Annotated in this window: 22 protein-coding genes; 17 read left to right on the top strand and 5 right to left on the bottom strand. The window is 35.9% G+C overall.

Annotated elements, in window-relative coordinates:
- Positions 1-37: 37 nt before the first annotated feature.
- Genes cotJC through J2Z26_RS09150 form a run of 3 tightly spaced genes read right to left on the bottom strand, consistent with a single transcriptional unit; the run spans position 38 to position 1,143 of the window.
- Positions 38-607, bottom strand: coding sequence for a spore coat protein CotJC (cotJC, locus tag J2Z26_RS09140; protein WP_193539568.1), 570 nt, complete (start codon positions 605-607; stop codon positions 38-40).
- A gap of 48 nt (positions 608-655) precedes the next feature.
- Complete coding sequence (locus J2Z26_RS09145; protein WP_193539567.1) at positions 656-916, bottom strand: spore coat protein CotJB; 261 nt, start codon at positions 914-916, stop codon at positions 656-658.
- Positions 913-1,143, bottom strand: a complete 231-nt coding sequence (locus J2Z26_RS09150) for a spore coat associated protein CotJA (RefSeq protein ID WP_193539566.1) — start codon at positions 1,141-1,143, stop codon at positions 913-915. Before J2Z26_RS09150 ends, J2Z26_RS09145 begins: the two co-directional genes overlap by 4 nt.
- 207 nt (positions 1,144-1,350) lie before the next feature.
- Here J2Z26_RS09150 and J2Z26_RS09155 point away from each other — a divergent pair, with 207 nt between their 5' ends.
- From J2Z26_RS09155 to J2Z26_RS09175, 5 genes are all read left to right on the top strand, one after another.
- Entirely contained in the window at positions 1,351-1,746 is a 396-nt protein-coding gene (locus J2Z26_RS09155) for a hypothetical protein (RefSeq protein ID WP_193539565.1), read from the top strand.
- Between the two features lie 8 nt (positions 1,747-1,754).
- Positions 1,755-2,519 carry a metallophosphoesterase gene (locus tag J2Z26_RS09160; RefSeq protein WP_193539564.1) on the top strand — a complete coding sequence of 255 codons (765 nt, stop codon included), beginning with the start codon at positions 1,755-1,757 and terminating at the stop codon, positions 2,517-2,519.
- Positions 2,520-2,658: 139 nt separating this feature from the next.
- Positions 2,659-3,264: a genetic competence negative regulator gene (locus J2Z26_RS09165; RefSeq protein ID WP_193539563.1), complete on the top strand. Its 606-nt coding sequence runs from the start codon at positions 2,659-2,661 to the stop codon at positions 3,262-3,264.
- A 637-nt stretch (positions 3,265-3,901) separates the two neighbouring features.
- Entirely contained in the window at positions 3,902-5,182 is a 1,281-nt protein-coding gene (locus tag J2Z26_RS09170; protein ID WP_193539562.1) for a Glu/Leu/Phe/Val family dehydrogenase, read from the top strand.
- 112 nt (positions 5,183-5,294) lie between these two features.
- Positions 5,295-6,266 (top strand): YpdA family putative bacillithiol disulfide reductase, encoded by a 972-nt coding sequence (locus tag J2Z26_RS09175; protein WP_193539561.1) that lies wholly within the window; start codon positions 5,295-5,297, stop codon positions 6,264-6,266.
- A 36-nt stretch (positions 6,267-6,302) separates the two neighbouring features.
- Here J2Z26_RS09175 and J2Z26_RS09180 read toward each other — a convergent pair whose 3' ends face one another.
- Entirely contained in the window at positions 6,303-7,274 is a 972-nt protein-coding gene (locus J2Z26_RS09180; RefSeq protein WP_193539560.1) for an asparaginase, read from the bottom strand.
- A gap of 93 nt (positions 7,275-7,367) precedes the next feature.
- On the opposite strand from J2Z26_RS09180, the gene prsW reads away from it, so the two are divergent.
- From prsW to fni, 9 genes are all read left to right on the top strand, one after another.
- Positions 7,368-8,006, top strand: a complete 639-nt coding sequence (gene prsW, locus J2Z26_RS09185) for a glutamic-type intramembrane protease PrsW (RefSeq protein ID WP_193539559.1) — start codon at positions 7,368-7,370, stop codon at positions 8,004-8,006.
- A gap of 154 nt (positions 8,007-8,160) precedes the next feature.
- Positions 8,161-9,390, top strand: a complete 1,230-nt coding sequence (gene sleB / locus J2Z26_RS09190; RefSeq protein WP_193539558.1) for a spore cortex-lytic enzyme — start codon at positions 8,161-8,163, stop codon at positions 9,388-9,390.
- 14 nt (positions 9,391-9,404) lie between these two features.
- Positions 9,405-10,757: a germination protein YpeB gene (gene ypeB / locus J2Z26_RS09195; protein ID WP_193539557.1), complete on the top strand. Its 1,353-nt coding sequence runs from the start codon at positions 9,405-9,407 to the stop codon at positions 10,755-10,757.
- 170 nt (positions 10,758-10,927) lie between these two features.
- The gene (locus J2Z26_RS09200) at positions 10,928-11,593 is read left to right on the top strand and encodes a flagellar brake protein (RefSeq protein WP_193539556.1); all 666 of its coding nucleotides are present in this window, start codon (positions 10,928-10,930) and stop codon (positions 11,591-11,593) included.
- 58 nt (positions 11,594-11,651) lie between these two features.
- A complete protein-coding gene (locus J2Z26_RS09205) occupies positions 11,652-11,837 on the top strand; it encodes a YpfB family protein (RefSeq protein WP_193539555.1) in 186 nt (61 codons plus the stop codon).
- Positions 11,838-11,895: 58 nt separating this feature from the next.
- Positions 11,896-12,567, top strand: a complete 672-nt coding sequence (gene cmk / locus J2Z26_RS09210) for a (d)CMP kinase (RefSeq protein ID WP_193539554.1) — start codon at positions 11,896-11,898, stop codon at positions 12,565-12,567.
- 7 nt (positions 12,568-12,574) lie between these two features.
- Positions 12,575-13,153, top strand: a complete 579-nt coding sequence (locus J2Z26_RS09215; RefSeq protein WP_193539553.1) for a lysophospholipid acyltransferase family protein — start codon at positions 12,575-12,577, stop codon at positions 13,151-13,153.
- A 142-nt stretch (positions 13,154-13,295) separates the two neighbouring features.
- Positions 13,296-14,450 (top strand): 30S ribosomal protein S1, encoded by a 1,155-nt coding sequence (rpsA, locus tag J2Z26_RS09220; RefSeq protein WP_193539552.1) that lies wholly within the window; start codon positions 13,296-13,298, stop codon positions 14,448-14,450.
- Between the two features lie 12 nt (positions 14,451-14,462).
- Positions 14,463-15,515: a type 2 isopentenyl-diphosphate Delta-isomerase gene (gene fni, locus J2Z26_RS09225; protein WP_193539551.1), complete on the top strand. Its 1,053-nt coding sequence runs from the start codon at positions 14,463-14,465 to the stop codon at positions 15,513-15,515.
- A 40-nt stretch (positions 15,516-15,555) separates the two neighbouring features.
- Here the strand turns inward: fni and J2Z26_RS09230 are convergent, their stop codons facing one another.
- On the bottom strand, positions 15,556-15,690 hold the full coding sequence (locus tag J2Z26_RS09230) for a YpzI family protein (protein WP_193539550.1): 135 nt from the start codon (positions 15,688-15,690) through the stop codon (positions 15,556-15,558).
- 116 nt (positions 15,691-15,806) lie between these two features.
- On the opposite strand from J2Z26_RS09230, the gene J2Z26_RS09235 reads away from it, so the two are divergent.
- From J2Z26_RS09235 to J2Z26_RS09245, 3 genes are read left to right on the top strand one after another with little or no spacing between them, the layout of a single operon-like run.
- Entirely contained in the window at positions 15,807-16,421 is a 615-nt protein-coding gene (locus J2Z26_RS09235; protein WP_193539549.1) for a YphA family membrane protein, read from the top strand.
- Between the two features lies 1 nt (position 16,422).
- Entirely contained in the window at positions 16,423-17,319 is an 897-nt protein-coding gene (locus tag J2Z26_RS09240; RefSeq protein ID WP_193539548.1) for a YIEGIA family protein, read from the top strand.
- Positions 17,316-17,501 carry a capping complex subunit for YIEGIA gene (locus tag J2Z26_RS09245; RefSeq protein WP_193539547.1) on the top strand — a complete coding sequence of 62 codons (186 nt, stop codon included), beginning with the start codon at positions 17,316-17,318 and terminating at the stop codon, positions 17,499-17,501. The genes J2Z26_RS09240 and J2Z26_RS09245 overlap by 4 nt, the downstream gene beginning before the upstream one ends.
- The last annotated feature ends 58 nt before the right edge of the window (positions 17,502-17,559 follow it).

The following is a 17,559-nucleotide window of genomic DNA, read 5'->3' on the forward strand; positions in this document are numbered from 1 at the left end:
AAAGTAGCCTAAGAGGCTACTTTATTTTTGCGTTTGTTTAGAAAAACTTTTTCTTATCACGTTCATCTTTTAGTATTTCAACTGCCTCTCTAAACCGTTGTGAGTGGATGATTTCTCGTTCTCTTAAAAACCTGAGACTATCATTTAAATCTGGGTCATCACTTACGTTAATGATCCATTGATAAGTAGCACGTGCCTTTTCCTCAGCGGCGATGTCTTCATATAAATCTGCGATGGGGTCCCCCTTAGCTTGGATATACGATGCTGTCCATGGAGCTCCTGCTGCATTATGATAAAACAAGGCTGAGTCGTGACTTACATAATGTTCTGCTAAACCTGCAGCCTTTAATTGTTCAGGGGTGGCATCCTTGGTTAATTTATAAATCATCGTAGCAATCATTTCAAGATGGGCAAACTCCTCTGTCCCGATATCATTTAAAAGGCCAATCACTTTATCAGGTATTGTATAACGTTGATTTAAATATCTTAATGCAGCTGCTAACTCTCCATCTGCACCACCATATTGCTCTATTAAGTATTTTGCCAGAGTTGGATTACATGTACTGACTTTTACCGGATACTGAAGCTTCTTTTCATAAACCCACATTTATATTCATTCCTCCCCCATTTTATATGTGACTACACGTTGCTCCTCCTAAACCTGCCATGGCCAAGGAGTGTCATCCCAATCCCATGGATAATTTGAATAGCTACGCCCATATTGAAGTAATGGACCATACTGAGCTTCGTATTGTTTAGCTAGTTTCTTTCTTTGTTGTGCACAATTATTAAATTGTTGGATCGCTTGGTAATCATTTGGGTGAGTATCAAGATACAATGTAAGCTCAACAAGGACGAAATCAACGGCTTGCAATTCTTCTAATAATGCATAATACTCAGGCGGCAACTTTTTCATTGTTCACCCTCCCTTTTAGCTTTTTCATAAGGGTTGTAATACGGGTCATAAAAAATTGGCCATAGCGTACCTGCACAGAGTGCCTCTTTGGGTGAAAATTGTTGTAAGTTTGGTGGTTGGAACCCTAGAAATAAATTTGGAGGAGTAGAAAATGTTTTTACAGGGATTGGTGGACAAGGATCAAAAGGACTTGCATAAGGGTACCATTTTCTAGTGAATTTTGTCATCGCTGTAGTAACCTCCTAGATGTGTAATAAACCTGTTAATTGATTAAAAAACAATATATCAGTTTATAAGTATGAGGTAATTTTTAAAAAATGCCTTTTACCAATAAGTTATTACCAAAAAATAGGAGGTTAGATTGTCTGGAAATAATGAAACAGTGGAATGTATTTTTATGATTCTCATAAGGGTATAATAGGGAGGTTTTTTCGATGCTAATTAAATTGTTATGTGGTGTAACTGGTTTTATTAGTGGTTTCTTTTTTATAAGGCTAATTGAAATAGAAGAACCTTTTAATCTTTCGGAGTTGTTAATAGGATTTATATTAAATCCATTTCAATTTTTCGCAGCGATGATTTGTTTATTAATATCATTTATTACTAATGCAATTCTTCTGAAGGAAGCCATTATACAAACCCTTTTTATTGTAAAAAAACAATCCTTTTCATTTAAAAATGCTGCTTTAGGATATTGCGTCATCCTAATTTTTATTTTATTATTTCAAATCGGATTTTGGCATACACTTGTCCTTTCGTTCTTTACAGTAATATATGGTATTATATCAATAGACTTTAAGAAGAATGTTGTATATGGGCATCAAGGGTAGGAGGTACTATGTTATATATATATATTTTCTTAATAGCAATTGTTTTTCTTCTCCTATATATGTGGATAGAAGCAAATAAAAATATAGTTAAAGAGCAAGTTCTATTGTTTAACGATTTCCCTAAAGACCTTGAAAAGCTAACGATTTTTTTTATTTCAGATATTCACAGAAGAAAAGTATCAGAAAAGCTGATAAATAAAGTAGTAGGAAAAGCAGATATTGTTATTATTGGAGGGGACCTTGCAGAAAAAGGTGTTTCATTTGAACGAATAAGTGAAAATGTTGATGCCTTAAAAGGATTAGGTCCAACTTATTTTGTATGGGGAAACAATGATTATGAAACTGACTTTCATCGACTTGATTCACTATTGTTAGAAAAAGGAGTTAAAATCTTAGATAATACTGCCGTAAACTTTGAATCTAGAAGTGGTGAAAAAATATCCTTACTTGGTGTTGATGATATGAGCGAAGAACGGGATCGTTTAGAAATGGCCCTATTAGATGCTGGTGATAATTCGTTTAAAATTCTTGCATGTCATAACCCTAGAATTGTAAAAAAGATTAAAAAGGATCACAATATCAAACTTGTGCTTACTGGGCACACTCATGGAGGTCAAATACGTATCATGAATTTTGGTTACTATGAGAAAGGTAAATTAAGCGATAACGGTGTTTTTAAATTACTGATTAGTAATGGATATGGTACGACAGGTGTTCCGTTAAGGTTAGGAGCGGAACCTGAGACACATTTAATGACCTTGAAAAAAAGTTGATATTGCCTTTAGAACACATATTAAAAGAAAAATTACATATAAAACATAAAATCCCTGTTTTAAATCAGTATGAACCATATTTAGATACTTTCATAAACTAATTGTAGAAAACGGTGATGTGACGGTTGGGAGGGGTTTTATGCGACTTGAACGCTTGAATAACGATAAAATCAAAATTTTCCTCACGTTTGATGATTTAGTGGATCGTGGCTTATCTAAAGAAGACTTATGGCATGATTCCTTAAAAGTTCATCAACTCTTTCGAGATATGATTGAGGAAGCAAGCGATGAATTAGGCTTTGAAGCAAATGGTCCAATAGCGGTGGAAGTGTATTCACTGCAAGCTCAAGGAATGGTTGTTATTGTGACCAGAGATGTTGAGGAAATAGATTTTGATGATGAGGAATTTGTAGATGATTATATTGAAATGCAGGTAACTCTAGATGAAAGTGATGATATCTTTTATGAATTCCAAACATTCGAAGATGTTATCCAACTTTCAACTAGATTAATCTCAAACAATATAACAACCGGAACATTATATTCATATAACAACCGATTTTATTTACTCTTCGAAGACGAAGGGCCTATCCAAACAGAAGACTTCGTATCAATACTAGCCGAATTCGGAAACCCATCTACAATTACCACCTATAGAGTCGAAGAATACGGAAAAAAGTTAATGAATCAAGAAGCAATCAAACAAATTTACAATATATTTATAGATAAAACCAAAAACCTCTAGAATTTCTAGGGGTTTTTATCTTAGGAACTATTTTGTAATGATTGTTGAGTTAAAAAATACATATGTTGTAATAGTGGATTGGAGCGGAAGGTACTTGACTCCTGCGGGAGATAGAGGAAAGGTCGAGACCCCGCAGACGGCACGTCGAGGAGGCTCGACTTCCTCCCCGATGGGAATCCGCCTTTGAAAAAGCCGGTGGTTGGGCTTTTTCAAGATTCCCCGCGGAAAGCAAGTACCTGCAGCGTAAAGGAACGGTCAATGTTCAAGGTGTAAAATAAATATGTCTGACCTTAATTATAAACTGTTCGTTGTAACCGTTTACAAAAATAAGCTTAAAATTTTTGAAATCTATTGAATTAGTCTTGCAAGTTTTTAAGGAAGGTGTATACTATGTCATGAAAGGTAGACAATAATAAATAGTAAACTCACTAACTTTTTTGTATAGAATTAATATAGATGTATATTTAATAAGGGGAATGACCATTCCTAGGATAAACCATTAACAATTAAACTATTGTTGTTAATGCGTTTTACTATGCCTGTTTTACCTTAGTCCAACTATAAGTGAAGTATTATTTCTGTTTTGTCTCCTTATACTACTTAAACAAACAGTGAAAATCTTTTGGGAGGTTTACAAATGGTAGCCGAAAAGAATACCGAAACTACACAAAACAACCACGATAAACTTGATGTCCTAAAATCTACACAAACTGTTATACATAAAGCACTAGAAAAGTTAGGGTATCCTGAGGAAGTGTATGAATTACTTAAAGAACCTATTCGAATGATGACAGTAAAAATACCAGTTCGAATGGATGATGGATCAGTAAAGATATTTACTGGCTACCGTGCACAACATAACGACGCTGTAGGGCCTACAAAGGGTGGAATAAGGTTTCATCCAGGAGTTACTGAAAAAGAAGTGAAAGCATTATCCATTTGGATGAGTTTAAAGTGCGGAATCGTAGACTTACCGTATGGTGGTGGTAAAGGTGGAATTGTTTGTGACCCGCGTGATATGTCATTCCGAGAGCTTGAGAGATTAAGCCGTGGATATGTACGAGCAATTAGTCAGATTGTTGGTCCAACAAAAGATATTCCAGCACCAGACGTATTTACGAATTCACAAATCATGGCATGGATGATGGATGAATATAGCCGTATCGATGAATTTAACTCACCTGGTTTTATCACTGGAAAACCTTTGGTTCTAGGAGGTTCTCATGGTCGTGAATCTGCTACTGCAAAAGGAGTTACGATTTGTATCCGCGAAGCTGCAAAGAAAGTTGGAATTGAGTTAGAGGGTGCAAGAGTAGTTGTTCAAGGTTTTGGTAATGCAGGAAGCTTCCTGGCTAAGTTCATGCATGATGCAGGAGCGAAAGTAATCGGTATTTCAGATGCATACGGTGGATTACATGATGAAAATGGTTTAGACATTGATTACCTATTAGATCGCCGCGATAGCTTTGGTACAGTGACAAAACTATTTAACAATACAATTACTAACAAAGAGCTGCTTGAATTAGATTGCGATATTTTAGTACCGGCAGCTATCGAAAATCAAATTACTGAAGAAAATGCACATAATATTCGCGCAAGCATAGTTGTTGAGGCAGCTAATGGTCCAACAACATTAGAAGCAACCGAAATTCTAACTGAACGTGGTATTTTATTAGTTCCGGATGTGTTAGCAAGTGCTGGAGGGGTTACGGTTTCTTACTTTGAGTGGGTTCAAAACAACCAAGGATATTATTGGAGTGAAGAAGAAGTAGAAGAGAAACTGGAGAAAGTTATGGTCCGTTCTTTTAATAATATTTATGATACATCACGTAACCGTAGAGTGAACATGCGTTTAGCCGCATACATGGTTGGTGTGAGAAAAATGGCTGAAGCATCTCGCTTCAGAGGTTGGATTTAATTTTAAAAGCAATCATTTGCATATTCACCATAAATCTCCTATCATTTTTAGATAGGAGATTTTTTATTTTCAGGCATATAATGCATTAGGAAGAACATAGGGAGTGTTGAAGTTGCAGAAGGAAGAAATCATTATTGTAGGTGGTGGGCCATGTGGTCTCTCAGCTGCGATTGCTTTAAAAGAAAAAGGATTCAATCCTTTAATCATAGAAAAAGGGAATATTGTAAATGCAATCTACCATTATCCTACCCACCAAACTTTTTTTAGTTCAAGTGAGAAGTTAGAAATCGGTGGAGTTCCCTTTATAACAGAAACTCGGAAGCCTGTTAGAAACCAAGCATTGGCATACTATCGTGAGGTTGCCAAGCGGAAGAACTTACGTATTAATGCGTTCGAATGTGTAGAATGGGTGAAGCAAGGTGATAATGACCAATTTACAATTAAAACGTCAAAGGGTTTTTATGAATCCAAGTATACAATAATTGCCACTGGCTATTACGATAACCCTAATTATCTAAATAGTAAAGGTGAGGACTTAGATAAAGTTTCCCATTATTTTAAGGAAGCTCATCCGTATTTTGATAAAGATGTAGCCGTTATTGGTGGTAAAAACTCAAGTGTTGATGCAGCTCTAGAACTAGTCAAGGTGGATGCAAGAGTAACTGTATTATACCGTGGTACCGAATATTCACCTAGCATTAAACCTTGGATTCTTCCCGAGTTCGAAGCACTCGTTCGAAATCAAACAATCACTATGGAATTTGAGTCTACTGTGAAAGAAATCACACAAGATTCCATTATTTACATTAAAAATGGGGAAGAAATAGAAATTAAGAATGATTATGTTTTTGCGATGACAGGTTACCACCCAGATCACAGTTTTCTAAATAAAATAGGGATAAAAATTGATAAGGCTTCAGGCCGACCTGCTTATGACCCAGAGACGATGGAGACCAATATAAAGGGTGTTTATATAGCTGGGGTGATAGCTGCAGGAAATAATGCAAATGAGATATTCATTGAAAATGGAAGGTTTCATGGAGATCAAATCGCTGAATCCATTTTTCAGAAAGCAAAAAGCTAAAGAGAGATAAATACTCTTTAGCTTTTTCAAATTAACTTACCTTAAGAATAGTTCTTGAAGTCGGGTAGAGTCATTTGTTGTTTCAAGTGTGATAAGTAGTTTAATTCTAGCTTTTTGTCCATTAAGTCCATTCGATAAAATAGCGCCCATTTCCTTTAATTGCTTCCCTCCACCTTTATATCCATAGGTGTCAGAAACAAAGCCATTAAAACAACGGGAAACAAGCACAACGGGGATTCCTCTTTTAATTAGTGATTCTATGCCATTTACCATTTTCGGTGGTAAATTACCTTGTCCTAAAGCCTCAATTACCAATCCATCAAAGCTAACGGTTTCCATCGCTTTAAAAATTAGGTCATCCATTCCTGCATAAGCTTTTAAGAGTAATACATTCTTATTGATTGTTTGAATGTCATAGCTTTCTCTTAGTAATGGAGTGTGATGAAATGAAACTCCACGTTTTGTGACGATTCCTAGTGGTCCATATTGAGGACTTTGAAAGGTTGCAATATTACTTGTATGGGTTTTAGTGACATTTTTTGCAGTATGGATTTCATCATTTAGAACAACAAGAACACCTTTACCTATTGCCGCATCACTTGCAGCGACCCGAACAGAAGAAATTAGATTATAAGGTCCATCTGATCCTAGTTCATTACTCGACCTCATAGCACCCGTAACGACAATTGGGATAGTAGATTGAGCTGTTAAATCTAAAAAGTAAGCTGTTTCCTCGAGTGTGTCTGTACCGTGCGTAATAACGACACCATCTATATTGTCTTCCTGCACTTTTTTATCAATAATATCCTTTAGAATTAACATTTCTATAGGGGTGATGTGCGGAGAAGGTAGCTGAAAAACCTCTTCTACATAAATAGTAGCTATTTTTGAAAGCTCTGAAGTAGTAGAATGGAGAGGGTTTTCTTTATCAGGTGCGACTGCTCCTGTTGCTTTGTCTTCCTTCATTGCAATGGTTCCACCTGTATGTAGTATTAATATTTTTTTCATAGTATAACTCCTTCAAAATTATCCGTGATTTCGTTCCCATTTTAACAATATCATGATACGATTAAAAAAAATAGAATGAAATGAGGACTAGCTATGTTGGGGGTCATTTCAGCCGGTATTGCACCTGGTTTAGCCCTGTTAAGTTATTTCTACCTTAAAGATAAATATGATTCTGAGCCTATTTCTATGGTTTTTAGGCTATTCATATTTGGTGCTGTGCTTGTTTTTCCAATAATGTTTATTCAGTATGTTATACAAGTAGAAAATGTGTTTCAATCAGAATTTCTCAGAGCATTTATATCAATTAGTTTATTAGAGGAATTTTTCAAGTGGTTCGTTCTTTTTTATACGGTTTATAAGCATGCTGACTTCGATGAACACTACGATGGTATTGTATACGGATCATCTATCTCCTTAGGGTTTGCAACTATTGAAAACATATTATATCTAGTGGCAAACGGCGTGGAATTTGCAATCGGCAGAGCACTATTACCTGTGTCTAGCCATGCCTTGTTCGGTGTTATTATGGGTTATTATTTAGGTAAAGCAAAGCTTTCTCAGGGGAAGGCTGAAAAGAAATGGATAGGTATTGCATTTTTACTTCCTTTTATCTTACATGGGTTTTATGATTATATTATTTTATCAACACAAATGTGGATTTACTTTATGCTTCCATTCATGATTTTTCTATGGTGGTTTGGTTTAAGAAAAGTAAAGTTAGCAAAACAATAACATACGTAACTTTGAGAAGACCTGATATTCCTCATATCAGGTCTTTTTCTCGTTCATTTAAAAATTGAATTTGCGAGAATCTGAATAAAATACATTTCTCTACAGAAAATACTTGTAATTATATATAAAAAATGGTTAAGGAGGTAAAAAAGCAATGAACGTAAAAAAGTTCAAATTGTTTTTAGTAGTACCCATACTTATCGCAACTACCTTTTTTGGAAGTATAAATGAGCATCAAGTAGATGCTTTCTCAGATCAGGTTATCCAAAGAGGAGCAACAGGTGAGGATGTAATTGAACTTCAGTCTAGGCTTCAGTATAACGGTTATTACCATGGCACAATTGATGGTGTATATGGTTGGAGTACCTATTGGGCAGTAAGGAATTTTCAAAAAGCATTTGGGTTAACTGAAGTAGATGGGCTAGTTGGACAAAAGACAAAAGAAATGCTGACAAGAGCAACTAAGTTCAATAAAGCTTTTGTTTATGACAATCTAAAAAAAGGGAATCGATTTACTCATTATGGTGGAGTAGCCTGGAATATTCAAACGGCACCTTCTAAAGCAACTATAGAAAAAGCCAGAAAAAGTTCTGAACAAATTAGAATGGAGCAAGAAAAACAATATAAAGCTCAAGGAATGGGAGATCCACAACAGATAGCACAACCACAGCAAAATCAACAACAGCAAAATCAGGCGGCCCAGCCACAGCAAAATCAACAACAGCAAAATCAGGCGGCTCAGCCACAGCAAAATCAACAACAGCAAAATCAGGCGGCTCAGCCACAGCAAAATCAACAACAGCAAGATCAGGCAGCTCAGCCACAGCAAAATCAACAACAGCAAGGTCAAGCGGCGCAGCCACAGCAAAATCAAGCGGCGCAGCCACAGCAAAATCAACAACAGCAAGCTCAAGAAGAACAACAGCAGCAAAACCAGGACCAAACTGGTGGAGAACCTGCAGCTCAAGAGGAAGAGCAACAAGCTGAAGAACAACAAGGACCAACAGCAGCAAATATGCCAGGAGGCTTTTCACAAAATGATATTCAGTTAATGGCAAATGCCGTTTATGGAGAAGCACGCGGAGAACCTTATATTGGTCAGGTTGCAGTTGCTGCAGTTATCTTGAATAGAATTAATAGCCCAACTTTTCCTGATACTGTCTCAGGAGTAATATTTGAGCCACTTGCGTTTACAGCTGTTGCAGATGGACAAATTTGGCTAACACCGAACGAGCAGGCTAAAAAAGCGGTCATTGATGCTATAAATGGATATGATCCAACAGGTGAAGCTATGTATTATTTTAATCCTGATACTGCAACAAGTAAGTGGATCTGGGGACGTCCGCAAATTAAAAGAATTGGTAAGCACATTTTCTGTAAATAGAAAGGTGAGTGACTATGTTACGAGGTATTTTAATTACAGTATTATCCATAACGGTTATCGGAACCTCTTACTGGGGTTACAAGGAACATCAGGAGAAAAATGCAGTTTTAATTCAAGCGGAAAATAATTACCAAAGAGCATTTCATGATCTAACTTATCAAGTAGATTTGCTTAATGATAAAATCGGTGCAGCACTTGCTATGAGTTCGCGTGATTCTTTGTCACCGACTCTTGCAGAAGTATGGAGAATAACATCAGAAGCACACACGGATGTTAGTCAATTACCTCTGACTTTGCTCCCTTTTAATAAAACGGAAGAATTTCTAGCAAATGTTGGTGAGTTTAGTTACCGTGCAGCTGTACGAAATTTGGATAAGGAACCATTAACACAAAAAGAATATGACACTTTACATCAATTATATGAAAATTCTGCTGATATTCAAAAAGAACTAAGAAAAGTTCAACATTTAGTTATTGATAATAATCTTCGTTGGATGGATGTAGAGCTTGCATTAGCTTCTGGAGAAAAACAAGCTGATAATACAATTATTGATGGATTTGAAACTGTAGAAAAGAATGTTGCAGCATATTCGGAATCTGAGTTTGGAGAAACAATGGCTACTATGCAAAAAGGAAATGGTGGCGGTGAGTTTGAAAATCTAAGCGGAGAAGAAATAAGTGAAAAGGAAGCAAAAAAAATCGCTAGAGAATTTTTAGGCATTAAAGAAGATGTCAAGATTTCTGTAGCTGAAAATGGTGAGGGTGCGAGTAATGGGTTCTATAGTTTAACAATCCATGACCCTAAAGCTGAAAATGAAACCTTTATGGACATTACGAAAAAAGGTGGATATCCAATTTGGGTACTACAAAACCGTGAAGTAAAAGACCAAAAGGTAAGCTTAAATGAAGCATCCAATATTGCAGAGAAGTTTTTAAAAGATCACAATTTTGACGACCAAGTTTTATTCGAAAGTGCCCAGTATGATAACGAAGCCGCATTTACATTTGTAGCAAGTGTTGACGGTGTAAAAGTATACCCAGATTCGATAAAGATGAAGATTGCACTTGATGATGGTCGAATTGTTGGTTTTTCTGCTAGAGATTATTTAGTCGCGCATAAAGAAAGAGAAATACCAGAACCTTCTATCTCTATAGATGAGGCTAAAAAGAAGATGAATAAAAATGTTACAGTTATGGAAGAACATGAAGCATTAATTATAAATGATATCGGTAAAGAAGTATTGTGTTATGAGTTCTTAGGAACAATTGATAATGATACGTACCGAATCTTTGTAAATGCTGAAAATGGTGTAGAAGAAAAAGTAGAGAAATTAAAAAACGCAGAACCGCTTTATCGCCAATTATAGAAACCATTTTTAATCAAAGGGAAAGCTTAATAAAGCTTTCCCTTTTTTTTAATCCATGATTTAATATTAGTACAGGCTATGAAAATAATGTAAATTGATGAGAAACTATGTAGGGTTTACTTTTATTAATTCTATCAATAGATATTTAGAAATGAAGAGAGTGGTTCGCTTTGTTAAATATAGGAGAAACAGTCACCCTTGAACCAATAAACAATGTTGATGGTGAAAAATATAGATGTAGGGTGGTTGAAAAAAAAGGAGATAAACTTTACATTGACTATCCCATTAATGAACAAACAGGTAGAACAGTATTTTTAATTGATGGAACTCAATTAAGGGCCTCTTTCGTTGGAAAGGACAACACTGTTTATTTGTTTGAAACAGCAGTACTTGGAAGATATAAGCAGACAATTCCGATGATTATTCTTACTTATCCGGGGAAAGATGGATTGGTCCGTATACAAAGGAGACAATATGTTCGAATTGACACTGCAATTGACGTAGCTGTTCACCCTATCAACAAGGAGTTTAATCCATTTGTGACGGTTACAAGTGATATTAGTGCTGGGGGAGCACTTTTAATCTTACCAAATAACTCTAAAGTCAAACCGGGCTTACATATTCATACTTGGTTTGTTCTACCATTACTCTCAGGTGAGTATGGATATCTAAAGCTTACTAGTAAAGTGATAAGAATAGTGCCTGGAGAGAATGGTGAACGTGATAAAGCTTCTCTTGAATTGATTGAGGTAAAAGAGAATGAACGACAACTCTTAATAAAGTTCTGCTTTGAGCGTCAATTACTATCTAGAAAAAAGGGGCTTCCTAGTTCATAGTATAGTTTTTCTAATATTTCACATACTAGTACTAAAAACTAGTAGGAGCTATGTAAAAATGAAAAGATTTGAAGGTATTCTTTTTAAATTAGCAATGATTCAATTCATCTTCTTATTAATTGCGCAATTGTTATTACTCCAAAGTGATATAACTCCTTATATATCGAAAATACAGGATTATGAGGGTGTTAACGGGGATAAATATACAAAAACGATAGAAACAATGATTTTAGAAGATGATTAACGATCTTTAACAATTTATTCATATTAGTCTAATCAATTAGGAGGTTTTAGTTTTCAACATGGAAAAAAGTATATCTATCGCTATTGATGGACCGGCAGCAGCTGGGAAAAGTACAGTAGCCAAAATAATTGCAGAAAAACTATCATACATATATATAGATACTGGAGCGATGTATAGAGCATTAACTTTTATCGCCATAAAAAATAACAATGATCTAAATGATGAGGAACAATTAATGACTTCCTTGAATAATACGCTTATTCAATTGAAGCCTAGTGATAATGGTCAATTAGTTTTTCTAAATGGAGAAGAGGTTACTGAAACGATTCGCTCATCTGAAGTTACTAATTCGGTTTCTATTGTTGCAAAACATCGTAAAGTACGAGAAGAAATGGTAAGACGACAGCAGAAATTAGCTGAAAATGGCGGAGTCGTTATGGATGGGAGAGATATTGGAACACATGTATTACCTGATGCAGAGGTGAAAGTGTTCTTGTTAGCTTCCGCCCTACAACGTGCAAAACGACGTCATGAAGAGAATCTATCTAAGGGTTACGAATCGGATTTGAATGTACTTATGAAAGAAATTGAAACGCGAGATAAACTTGATTCTGAACGAGAAGTTGCTCCACTTAGGAAGGCTGAGGATGCTGTCGTGATTGATACAACATCCTTATCAATTGATGAGGTTGTAGACAGGATCATGGATTTGGTTGTAGAAAGGAATTGATTGAAAGTTGAACCTTTATACCTTCGCAAAAGGATTAACTTCTTTAGTTTTTAATCCTCTATATAGAGTTAAAGTAGTAGGGGCAGAAAATATACCTACTAGCGGTTCTGTTTTAATATGTTCTAATCATATTAATAACTTTGACCCAATAATAGTCGGGATTTCAGCACCAAGACCTATTCACTTTATGGCAAAAGAAGAGCTATTTCGTGTCCCATTACTCGGGCAGCTTGTTCCCAAGTTGAATGCATTTCCTGTAAAGAGGGGTATGAGTGATCGAGAAGCACTTCGAAAAGGCCTAAAAGTGCTTAAGGATGATAATGTACTAGGGTTGTTTCCTGAAGGGACAAGAAGCAAAGATGGAAAGTTAGGGAAGGGGCTTGCTGGAGCTGGTTTTTTTGCAACACGTTCTGAAGCAGCTGTTGTCCCTTGTGCAATTATTGGCCCCTATAAATTATTTGGGCAATTGAAGGTCGTTTTCGGTGAGCCGATTGATATGAATCGTTTAAGAGAACAAAAGGCTTCAGCCGAAGAAACGACTGAAGTAATTATGAATTCAATTAAGGAGCTTTTAGAAAAATACTAATTGAAGTGTACTAATAACTTGACAAAAAGATATATTTATTAGAAGTTAGATAATAGAGGTATATTAATCTTTCTTAGGATACATATATTTTTTTTATTTTTTTCTAAGTGTAAAGCTGTAGGGATATAAGGAGGTAATTGGAATGGTCGAGGACATGAATCAAGTGGAAGTAAGAGATTTAGAGGTTGGAGAAGTAATAACAGGTAAAGTTTCAAAGGTAGAAGAAAAGCAAGTGCTTGTAGACGTAAGTGGTAGTAAATTGGATGGAATCATTCCAATTAGTGAACTTTCAAGTCTACATGTTGAAAAGGCTAGTGATGTTGTTTCAGAAGGTGAAGAATTAGAGTTGAAAGTTATCAAAGTTGAAGAAGACGCGCTCATCTTGTCTAAAAGAGCCGCTCAAGCTGATAAAGCATGGGAGGTTTTAGAGCATAAATTCAACTCAGGTGAAATTTTTGACACTGAGGTTAAGGATGTTGTTAAAGGTGGCTTGGTTGTGGACCTTGGTGTAAGAGGATTTATTCCCGCATCTCTAGTTGAGGCACACTTTGTTGAGGATTTCTCAGACTATAAAGGGAAATCACTTTCAGTTAAGATTGTTGAACTAGATCGTGAGAAAAATCGAGTAATTCTATCCCACAGAGCCGTTGTTGAAAAGAACCAAGCAACAAAGAAACAAGAGCTTTTTGATGCAATAAAAGCTGGATCAGTCATCGAAGGTACCGTTCAGCGTTTAACCGATTTTGGAGCGTTTGTAGATATTGGAGGAATTGATGGATTAGTTCACATTTCTCAACTTTCTCATAATCACATCGACAAGCCTTCTGACGTTGTGCAGGAGGGCGAAAAGGTTAAGGTGAAAGTATTATCAATTGATCGTGACAATGAAAGAATCTCATTGTCTATTAAAGAGACATTACCTGGACCATGGGAAAACATTTCTGAGAAGATTGCGCGTGGAGATGTTGTCGAAGGGGTTGTAAGACGCCTAGTTCAATTTGGAGCATTTGTTGAGGTTTTACCTGGTGTCGAAGGCCTTGTTCATATCTCTCAAATCTCTCATAAACACATCGGAACTCCAGGAGAGGTTTTAAAAGTAGGGCAGAAAGTAAATGTAAAAGTCCTTGAAGTAAATGACGGTGACCAACGTCGTATCTCTCTAAGTATTAAAGAACTTGAAGAAGACACATCTAATGCAGATTATGCTCAATACCAACAACAGCAGGAAGAGCCATCAGGCTTTCAACTTGGTGAGATGATTGGTGATAAGTTAAATAAATTAAATGACTTAAAATAATGGTGATAAATTGTGAGCAGAGCAAAGCGCAAACTAGAACACATACAACATGCAATATCAACAGGACAGGATAAGACTCATGGTTTAGATGATATAACCTTTGTTCACCAAAGCTTACCAAATACCTCTGTAAACGAAATTGATTTACAGACTAGTATAGGCGAACTTTCTATAAGTTCGCCTATTTTTATCAACGCTATGACTGGCGGCGGTGGCGAACAAACAAGAAAAGTAAATAGGTTGCTAAGTGAAGTGGCCAAGGAATGTGGTCTAGGAATGGCAGTTGGATCACAAATGTCTGCCATTAAGGATCCTGGTGAAAGATATACTTATGAGGTTGTAAGAGAAGTGAATCCCACAGGGGTACTATTTGCAAATCTTGGAAGTGAAGCAACAGTTGATAATGCGTTATCTGCAATCGATATGATTGAGGCAAATGGAATTCAGATTCACTTGAACGTCATTCAAGAACTTGCGATGCCGGAAGGGGAAAGAAACTTTTCAGGAGCCTTAAGCAGGATTGAAAAAATAGTGAACTCAGTTCAAGTACCGGTGATTGTTAAAGAAGTTGGGTTTGGGTTAAGTACAGAAACAGCTTATCAGTTGAGAAATATAGGTGTCTCCATTTTGGATATAGGTGGTTTTGGAGGCACAAATTTTGCGCGTATTGAAAATAACAGAAGCAACCGCAGACTGGACTTTTTTGATGAATGGGGCATCACGACGGCTGCATCAATCGCCGAGGTGTCAAATCTGACAAGACCTATCCCCATTATTAGTTCTGGTGGTCTTCAGGATGCATTAGATATTGCAAAATCCATTGCTTTAGGAGCCTCTGCAGCAGCGTTTGCAGGAGTTTTCTTGAAAATACTTCTACAAGAAGGACAAGAAAAACTAGTAGAGCATATCGATCAAATGAAAGCAGATTTGAAATATATCATGACCGCTTTAGGCACTAGATCAATAAATGAACTACAGAAATCTCCTGTTATTATTAAAGGGGAAACCTTTCATTGGCTTAATCAAAGAGGAATTGATACAGCAAAATATAGTCATAGACGATAAAACGCCCTTAATTGGGCGTTTTTTTTCAATCATAAAATTGTTATTGTTCGTTGCGCTCTCTAGACTCTTCTGGGCTTTCTAGCCTTGTAGAGCCAGGATAATCAATGGATTGGTCGCGATCAGACTCGACTCTCTTACTTTCTTTTAACTTTTTCTGTTGACGGTCTTTACCCACTTCATCCACACTCCTTTCTTATTCCCGTAGTATTAGAAGTCTTACTCTTTTTTATACAACTTTTAGGGTTAATATCATTCCAAACGAGTCATAATGAAGAGTGGAGGAGGGTGGAAATGGAAGGTACCTTTTTTTATTGGATTTCTTGGTTTTTTTGGATTATTACAACTTTTTTTATGAATAAAAGTAAAGAAAGATTACTATATACAGTTATCATTCTACTTTTAATTATCTTCTCCAACAAAGTGATCGTTGTCGCGGATATATTTAAAATTAATGCCTCACTAGGAATTACTCTACTAAGCTGTTATGTCATTCTCGCACTGTTTTTAGAAAAAATTAATTTTAAAAAAGTTGCATATTTACTTGTTTGTACGCTAACGATAACTACTGCCTATGTTAGTTTCCATTTATTTGAACTGTTTGATCCAATTTGGGTCGTGTTTAATCGCACCATTATGCTCGTTTTTTGTTTAGTGTATCTCACTATCTTATTGGTGAAAGAACGGAAACAAAGAATACTTTGTTTAATGATTGGGGCGTGTCAGGGCGAATTGCTTTATGCATTTATTTTGAAAAATTTCCCTTTTGATTATGAGATAGGTGCCCTATCCTTTTTTGATGTAATGGCAATAAGTGTGTTTACTTTATTTATTTGGAGTGCTCTGGAACATTCAGTAAATTACTTTGATACATACTTTGAAAAAACAACAAAGGAGAAACACGGATAATATGAATGAATACACATATCCAATTTTGTTAGGTGTGTTTTTTGGAGTTATAACAAGGGTTTATATGCTAAAAACAGATTATAGACAATACCCAACATATCTACATGGAAAAATTATTCATGTTGCACTTGGCTTTATTGCAGCAGGCTTAGGAACAGTAGCCGTTCCAGCCATTATGGAACAAGAGTTTACCGCGATTACTTTTTTAACCATTGCGGCCTCCCAATTTAGAGATGTCCGCAATATGGAACGAAATACGCTCACGGAACTAGATCAATATGAACTAGTTAGTCGGGGTAAAACGTATATTGAAGGAATTGCAATTGCGTTTGAAAGTAGAAATTATTTAGTTATACTATCCTCGTTTTTTACGACACTTGCTTATTTAGCTTTAAATGTTTGGGCAGGTATTATTGTTGGTATTCTAACGATATTTGTATCAAAAAGACTTATGTCTGGAAGTAGATTAAAAGAGATAGTTGACATCGAATTTGTAGAACCGCGTTTTGATGGACCAGGACTTTATGTTGACAATATTTATATTATGAACATAGGAATTCCAGCAAGACAAGAAGAAGTTTTAAGATATGGAATGGGATTTATCTTAAAGCCTAAAAATTTTAATGCCCGGTCTACAATAGCGAACCTGGGTCAACGACAAGCAATTCTACATGATATCTCAACGGCATTAGGAGTTTATCGAGACTCAGGTACACCCGCACTAGTCCCACTTGCTAAAAGAGATTTAGATGATGGACGTGTTGGTATTTTTGTTTTACCTCAAGAGAAAGACATCGAGAAAGCAATTGCAATTATAGGACAAGTACCTACTCTTGAAAATGCAATTCGAATGCCAACGGAGTCCAAGGCTAATAAGAAAGGGCGCAGATTGGAATGAATTTAGAGAAATATATCTTGGCTGCTGTAACAACAAACCCTAATAAAGTAAAAGGTGGACCAGCTATCTTCACATGTGATTCAAAAGAAGAGATGGAGTTTGTTGCTGCAAATTTAGAAGCGATTTTAGATGGCATAGCACACGGGCTAGGTGAAGATTTATATGTTATTGTCAAGCATTAAAATATGTTAGCATTGTTGAATGATTACATTTTTGATAGAATAAAACAGTTAGACCCTT

The organism is Cytobacillus luteolus (assembly GCF_017873715.1).
GTDB classification, from domain to species: domain Bacteria; phylum Bacillota; class Bacilli; order Bacillales; family Bacillaceae_L; genus Bacillus_BV; species Bacillus_BV luteola.